The 6,432-nt window shown below is 64.4% G+C and carries 6 protein-coding genes and 1 tRNA gene; 5 read left to right on the top strand and 2 right to left on the bottom strand.

Annotation, left to right across the window (positions count from 1 at the left end):
* The first annotated feature begins 40 nt into the window (after positions 1-40).
* Positions 41-1,006 (top strand): Gfo/Idh/MocA family protein, encoded by a 966-nt coding sequence (locus tag AX729_RS14240; protein WP_061024006.1) that lies wholly within the window; start codon positions 41-43, stop codon positions 1,004-1,006.
* Here the strand turns inward: AX729_RS14240 and AX729_RS14235 are convergent.
* A complete protein-coding gene (locus tag AX729_RS14235; protein ID WP_245325164.1) occupies positions 990-2,597 on the bottom strand; it encodes a hypothetical protein in 1,608 nt (535 codons plus the stop codon). The two genes, AX729_RS14240 and AX729_RS14235, sit on opposite strands and share 17 nt — an antisense overlap.
* A 220-nt stretch (positions 2,598-2,817) precedes the next feature.
* On the opposite strand from AX729_RS14235, the gene AX729_RS14230 reads away from it, so the two are divergent.
* The 3 genes from AX729_RS14230 to AX729_RS14220 all read left to right on the top strand — a co-directional run bounded on the left by AX729_RS14230 (position 2,818) and on the right by AX729_RS14220 (position 4,732).
* On the top strand, positions 2,818-3,324 hold the full coding sequence (locus AX729_RS14230) for a hypothetical protein (RefSeq protein WP_061024002.1): 507 nt from the start codon (positions 2,818-2,820) through the stop codon (positions 3,322-3,324).
* A gap of 8 nt (positions 3,325-3,332) precedes the next feature.
* The gene (locus tag AX729_RS14225; RefSeq protein ID WP_061024009.1) at positions 3,333-3,839 is read left to right on the top strand and encodes a hypothetical protein; all 507 of its coding nucleotides are present in this window, start codon (positions 3,333-3,335) and stop codon (positions 3,837-3,839) included.
* Positions 3,840-3,970: 131 nt separating this feature from the next.
* Positions 3,971-4,732, top strand: a complete 762-nt coding sequence (locus AX729_RS14220) for a glycosyltransferase family 2 protein (RefSeq protein ID WP_061024008.1) — start codon at positions 3,971-3,973, stop codon at positions 4,730-4,732.
* A 114-nt stretch (positions 4,733-4,846) separates the two neighbouring features.
* Here AX729_RS14220 and AX729_RS14215 read toward each other — a convergent pair.
* Positions 4,847-4,922: transfer RNA gene (locus tag AX729_RS14215), tRNA-Trp, on the bottom strand.
* 148 nt (positions 4,923-5,070) lie between these two features.
* Between AX729_RS14215 and AX729_RS14210 the strand changes: the two genes are divergently transcribed.
* Positions 5,071-6,306: a serine hydrolase domain-containing protein gene (locus tag AX729_RS14210; protein WP_061024001.1), complete on the top strand. Its 1,236-nt coding sequence runs from the start codon at positions 5,071-5,073 to the stop codon at positions 6,304-6,306.
* Positions 6,307-6,432: the final 126 nt, after the last annotated feature.

Below are 6,432 nucleotides of genomic sequence, written 5' to 3'. Positions count from 1 at the left end.
CTCAAATGTCACCGGGACTCTACTCATCGGTGGATGAAAGTTGGGGCTCAGGTCAGTGGCCGTCGCCGATCTCCGGCCGGATCTAGCTGCCGCCGCAGCGCAGAAGTTCGGCATCTCGCGGGTCTATGGCACGCATCGGGATCTGCTTGCCGACAGCGACGTGTCGGCCGTGGTCGTCGTGACGAAGCGGCGCGCGACCGGGCCGATCGTCCTGGACGCGTTGAACAGCGGCCGCCATGTGCTGTCGGAAAAGCCGATGGCCTACACGACGGTTCAGGCCAAGACTCTGGTCGAAGCCGCCAGGCGACAGGACCTCATCTACAGCATCGGCTATATGAAACGACACGACGCCGGCGTGGCACGCGCGCTGGCCGAGCTGGCGCGCATCCGCGCGGACCAGTCGCTCGGACGCATCGTCGCCGCGCGAGGCTGGTGCTTCGGCGGCGACACGGGCCGGGCGCAGGACAATTTCGTGATGACCGGCGAAGCGCGTCCCGACGGGCTCGAACTCTGGGAGGATGGTCCCGACTGGATGCCGCGCGCGATGCGCCCCGGCTACGACAATTTTCTGAATGTCTTCAGCCATATCATCAATCTGGCGCGCTACCTGCTCGGATCGTCGCCAGCGGTCGCCGAAAGCTCTGTCGAGACATCGGGAGCCGCGCGCATCACCCTCGACTTCGACGGCATCGCTTGCACACTGGATCTCGTGAACGGGTCCGAAGGCGCCTGGCGCGAGGGGCTGACGATCGATTTTGAGCGCGGCGCGGTGACGTTGAAATTGCCTCCGCCCTTTGCCGAGCAGGAGGCGGAGGTCATCCTCGATCGCGATGGGCACAGCACGCGGCTGACGGGTGAAGCGAGCTGGGCATTTCGGCGCCAGGCCGACGCCTTCGTTCTCGATATTGCCGAACGACGCAAGCCCCTTACTTCCGGCGAGGACTCGGTAACCGACATCGCGGTTGCAGAGGCGGTCTGGAAGCGGCGAATTAGCGACCAGGCGTGACACTCTTGCTCGCGGCTTCGAGCGGCAGGACGCCCGCAATTGGGCCCAACTTGATCGTGACCTGCGCAAGCTGAGCCAGAAGCTCTGCAACATCGCAGCGCGCCAGCAACCGGCACACGTAGTACTTCCGGACCAAGGTCTGGTTCGGCGCGGCTCCAGGGCCCGGCTGCAACAAGATCGTCGCCTGCGGCCCCGAGGGGTCGAAGTGACGGAATGCACTTCCCGGAGCTTTCCGCGCCTCGTCCATCCCACGGAGGATGTCGGGCCGCTCGGCACGCAAGGCAAATCCGAAGAAGGGTTGATTGCCCCAGGCAAGGCGAAGCATGCCGGTGACTTCGGCGAGGCCGAACGGCACATGCCGAGACGGGTAGTCGAAGAAGCCGTCATCGAGCGCATAAACCGTCGCAGCCGGCTGCACACGGCCGGCAAGGTCGCGTGCCAAGGCCTGCTGCTTCAGGGTTCTCGCCTGCATGAAGACGTAGTCGTTCCACAGCATGCCGATCGACACGATCAAGCCCACTCCGAACATGACGGCAAAGGCGGCGCGTGGGGTGGTCCAACGTTCGGCCAGTCGCTTGAACCCGAGCAGTGCGAGCGCCAACGGCACGCCGAACATCAGCAGATGACGGCTCTCGTAGAAATGCGTGGAAGATGGCCGCAGGCCGGCGATCAGATAGGGCGATGACAATGCCAGAAACAAAACCATCGCGAGCGCAAGCGGCATGGCGATCGCGCCTCTGGACGCGGTCGGCTTCGTGTCCGGACGCAGCTGCAGCAAGACGATGCCGACGAGGACCGCAGACGCGATGAAGAGCGCCGGGACCTGGATCGCAGCGCGAATCGCGTGGGTCGCCACGTCCCTGTAGCCCGTGAGGAAGAACGCCCACCACCCCCTAGCCAATTCGCCGAGCGTCGGCAGATGGGCGTCATAGTGCTGTGCGTAGACGCCTATCCGCTTGAACCAGACATTGAGCGTGCCCCAATAGACCAGAGGAAGCACCATCAATTCCGGATAGCGCAGGACGCAGCGCCAGGCTGCGAGCCATGTACGGCGAGCCAAGCCCTGCGCCGCGTCACCCCCCCGCCATATCGCAACGAACAGGCCGAGCACCACGAAGGCATAGAGCACGATTGTCGAGTTGAGCGCGAAGCTCAGCAGGAAGACAAACGCGGCGGCCACGCGAAGCAGCGCGCGCCGCAGGCCGCGTGCGCGGAAGGCGAGCGTCAACAGCCATGCACCGATGAACAGAAGCCCAAGGCTGAAGACGTAGACCGCGTTGGCCTTGCCCGCCCACAGCTGATAGCCGGGATAGGTCCAGACGATCAGCGCGAAGCCGACCGCCTCGGCGCGGTCGAGCAGATCGAGCCGTATCGCCGTCAGCATCAGACACACCGCGCCGAGCACAATTCCGGCGATCGCCAGCGATACCATCACGACAACCGGAGTCCCTGTCCAGTTCGCGAACGTGTCGTAGCCGTAGAAGATCGGATGGCCGGCGCCGTTCAGCAGGAAATCAATGTCGACGAGATAGTCAGGACGCGGCTTGAGCACCAGCCAATCGTCCATGAAGAGGCCGTCGTTCAGGAGCATCGGCGCGTGCGCAACGAGCAACGCGACGATCAGAACAGCTATCGCGCGCAGCAACGGGGGCAAGCTCGGACGGGAAAGGGAGGACATCGCCGGCAAGGATTCGCACGCCCGTGTGACGACCGCAAGTGCGGGACGTCGGGCTCCCTTGACCACAAAAATGCGACCTCCTATAGACTTTCATTCTGGCTGGGCCTGAGAGGCGTCCGGGACGTTTGCCGCAATGAACCTGCTACCGGGCCCGGCGCAAGCCGCTGCGATTGGTCTCAGCATCGCCTTTCCACTGCTATTGCTGTGTTACGCGCGCATTGCCGCCACAGGCGGATCCGGCCGCCGCTTTCGGCTGGGCTGCGTCAGCGTCATCGTGCTCTTCGCGATCGCGTGTCTGGCACTTCCAGGTCAACGCCACGTCGGCGACGTGATTGGCGGTCTGCTGCTATTGGGAACGGCGATGATGTTCTGCTACATCCTGTTCAGCCTGCTGGCGTGGGGCTTCACGCTGACGCTGCTCACGGCACTCGTCCAGGCTGAACGTCCCCTCACCCTTGAGCAATGGGCCGAGGCCTACATGCAGGGCGGAGATCTCGGCATGTTCACGCACAACCGCCTGAAGCTCCTGGTCGGCGCGGGGATGGTGATCACGGCGGGCGGCACGCTGGCCCCGACGGCCAAGGGGGTAGCGGTCGCGCGTCTCGTCAAGCTCGTTCGCCTGTCGACGGGTCTTGGGTGAGCGGCACGATGTCCTTCGCGATCGGATTCGTCGCCGTGGTCGTCTTCGTCCTGCTGGCGCCTGCCTTGCAGCTCATGGCCCGCGCTCGCGCATGGCCGCTAGGCCCCGTGACCCTGCTCGCGATCGCCGCCGTTGTCTCGCATAGTCTGGGCGTGATGCTCGGAATCTTCGTCGTCCCGCGATTTCAATATTGGGACGCCGCGTCGATTTTCGGATTTTGCGTTATGGCTTACGTTTTCGCCTTTGGCGCAGTGTATAAGTCGGTTTCGCTGGACATCCTGCTCAGCCTCGTCGACCGGCCCGGTCGGAGGGCGCCGCTTTCGGACATCATCGAACGGCAGGTTCCAGATCTGTTCCGGGGACGGATTGGGAACCTGGTCGACGGAGGCTTGGTCGAACCCGTCGATTCGCACTACGTGGCCACCGCGGCGGGCCGGAATTTAGCAGGCCGCGTCGGATGGCTGCGCCGCGCCTTCGGCATTGGCGATACCAGCCTGTATGATTTTCCCGACTAGTTGCGCGGAACACACACATCGCCGGTTTCGTGTGGACCACAGCTGCAGGCCACATTGTTCGGCCGGCTCAGATGACCTAGAGTTGCGCCGGGGCTCCACCAGTAAGAGTGGCCGACAACAGGCGGCATGAGATGACACCTTCCAGGGCGGCAAAACGGCTTACGATCGTCATCCCTGCGCTGAACGAGCAGGACAAGATCGCCGACACCATCGACGGTGTTCTGCCGCTCGCCCGCGAGCTGCTCGACGATTTCGAGATAATCCTGATCGACGACGGCAGCACCGACGCCACCGGCGCGATCATGGACGAGTTCGCTGCCGGCGAGCCGCGCATCATCGTGCATCACAACGCCGAACGGCGCGGTGTCGGTGCCGGCTTCGAATACGCGCTGTCGCGCGCGAAATTCGATGCGATCACGCTGATTCCCGGCGATCACGCCTTCCAGAACGACGGTATTGCCCGGATGTTCAAGGCGGCGGGCGCCGCCGACATCGTGATTACCTATCGCGACAACCAGTCGGACCGCTCGGTCAATCGCTCCATCCAGTCGCATTCGCTGCGGTTCATCCTGAACTGCCTGTTCGGCTTCTGGCTGTCCGACTACCACAGCATGATCGTCTACCCCGTGAAATGGCTGCGCCAGATTGCGGTCAAGGCCGACGGCTACGGCTATCAGATCTGCGCGTTGATCTCGCTGCTCCAGCTCGGCCTTACCTATGTCCAGGTGCCCGTGAGCTTGAACGCGGAGCTGAAGGGCTCCTCACGTGCGCTGCGGCTGCGCACCTATTTCGAGCTCGGCGGAACCATCGTCTCGCTGCTGCGCCGCGTTCCCATCCGAAACGTCGATCTCAGGCAAATTCCCGCCGACGCGGAACGAACCCCCGCGCTCTGACGCATCGCGGACCCCTGGCTCAAGGCGTCCAGCGGTTTTGGCTGGCTTTTGGGCGATTCCCACGGGACGGCTCGTCCCTATCCCGCCAGCACTAATCTAAGTGATTGAATTTACTGGCAGGAGTGGCAGGGCTCGAACCTGCGACCCCCGGTTTTGGAGACCGGTGCTCTACCAATTGAGCTACACTCCTACGAACCCGCGTCACCGCGGATCAGGCGCGCTTTCAAGCACAAGGGACGGCCGGTTTGCAAGGGTGAACCGCGCCGGCTTCGCTTGTTTGTGCCGGGGGTTCTGGGCCACAGTCCGTTGACGACAACGAGAAACAACCGGGAGTGCCCATGACCGCGACAGCGACCGCCACAGCCGCCCCACAGGCTACGACCGCGCTCCAGACCCCGCCTGTGCCGGAGGCGCGCCCCGAGACGCTCGGGCTGTCGCGCCCCCGTCTCCAGGCTCTGTCGGACGCCTTCAAGCGCGAGATCGACAAGGGAACCGTTCCCGGGGTCACCGTGCTGGTGGCCCGGCGCGGTCAGATCGGCTGGTTCGAGGCGCTCGGCAGGCAAAGCCCGGCGGGTGCCGCGCCGATGGCGCGCGACTCGATCTTCCGCATCTTCTCGATGACCAAGCCGATCGTCTCGGTCGGCATCATGGCGCTGGTCGAGGATGGCCACCTGCTCCTCGGCGACGCCGTCGCAAAATTCATCCCGGAATTTGCGAACCAGAAGGTCGGCGTCGTCAAGGACGGCAAGCTGGAACTGGTGTCGCCGATGCGGCCCATGACCGTGCAGGACCTGCTCCGCCACACCTCCGGCCTCACCTACGAGCACCAGGGCGACGGCCCCGTCCACAAGCTCTACCAGGAGTCCCGCGTCCGCAGCCGCAAGATCAGCAACGCCGAGCACGCCGCGCTGGTGGCGAGCTTTCCGCTGGTCTGCCAGCCCGGCGCGGAGTTCAACTACAGCCGCTCCACCGACATTCTGGGCCGCATCATCGAGGTCGTCAGCGGCAAGACGCTCGGCACGTTCCTCGCCGAGCGGGTCCTCGCGCCCTTGAAGATGGCCGAGACCGGCTTCTCGACCTCCGAGGCCAATGCCGGGCGCCTCGCCGAGCCGTTCGCGGCCGATCCCTGGACCGGCGACAAGGTCGCATTGTTCAACATGCTCGAGCAGCCGGTGATGGAGTCCGGTGGCGGCGGGCTGGTCTCGACCACGATGGACTATGCCCGCTTCTGCCTGATGCTGCGCAACGGCGGCGCGCTCGACGGCAACAGGATCATCGGCCGCAAGACGCTGGAGCTGATGGCCTCCGATCATCTTGAGCCGGGTGTTGCGATCAACGGCACCCTGCTCTCGCCCGGCCACGGCTTCGGCCTCGGCTTCGCCGTTCGCAAGGAGGCCGGCATCGCGCCCTTCCCCGGCAGCGTCGGCCAGTATTTCTGGAGCGGCATTGCCGGCACGTTCTTCTGGATCGATCCGAAGGAGGATTTGTTCGCGGTGTTCATGAGCCAGGGCCCAGGCCAGCGCGACTACACGCGGACGCTGGTGCGGGACCTGGTTTACGCTGCGGTGGAGTGAGACGGCGTCGATTAGACGCGGAGCTGCATCCACATTCTCGCTGTCATGCCCCGGCTTGACCGGGGCATCCAGGGCGGATTCAACCGTTCGTCGCAACACTTCAGCGAAGGAGGTTGCGATGGCGAG

Origin of the sequence: Bradyrhizobium sp. CCH5-F6, assembly GCF_001556045.1 — a bacterium.
Lineage (GTDB): Bacteria > Pseudomonadota > Alphaproteobacteria > Rhizobiales > Xanthobacteraceae > Bradyrhizobium.
This window is presented reverse-complemented; position numbering and strand designations above follow the sequence as displayed.

Excerpts from the sequence above, each read along its gene's own strand:
- AX729_RS14220 (WP_061024008.1), top strand. The coding sequence starts at position 3,971 with ATGACACCTTCCAGGGCGGCAAAACGGCTTACGATCGTCATCCCTGCG.
- AX729_RS14235 (WP_245325164.1), bottom strand. The coding sequence starts at position 2,597 with ATGCTCCTGAACGACGGCCTCTTCATGGACGATTGGCTGGTGCTCAAG.
- AX729_RS14210 (WP_061024001.1), top strand. The coding sequence starts at position 5,071 with ATGACCGCGACAGCGACCGCCACAGCCGCCCCACAGGCTACGACCGCG.
- AX729_RS14230 (WP_061024002.1), top strand. The coding sequence starts at position 2,818 with ATGAACCTGCTACCGGGCCCGGCGCAAGCCGCTGCGATTGGTCTCAGC.
- AX729_RS14225 (WP_061024009.1), top strand. The coding sequence starts at position 3,333 with ATGTCCTTCGCGATCGGATTCGTCGCCGTGGTCGTCTTCGTCCTGCTG.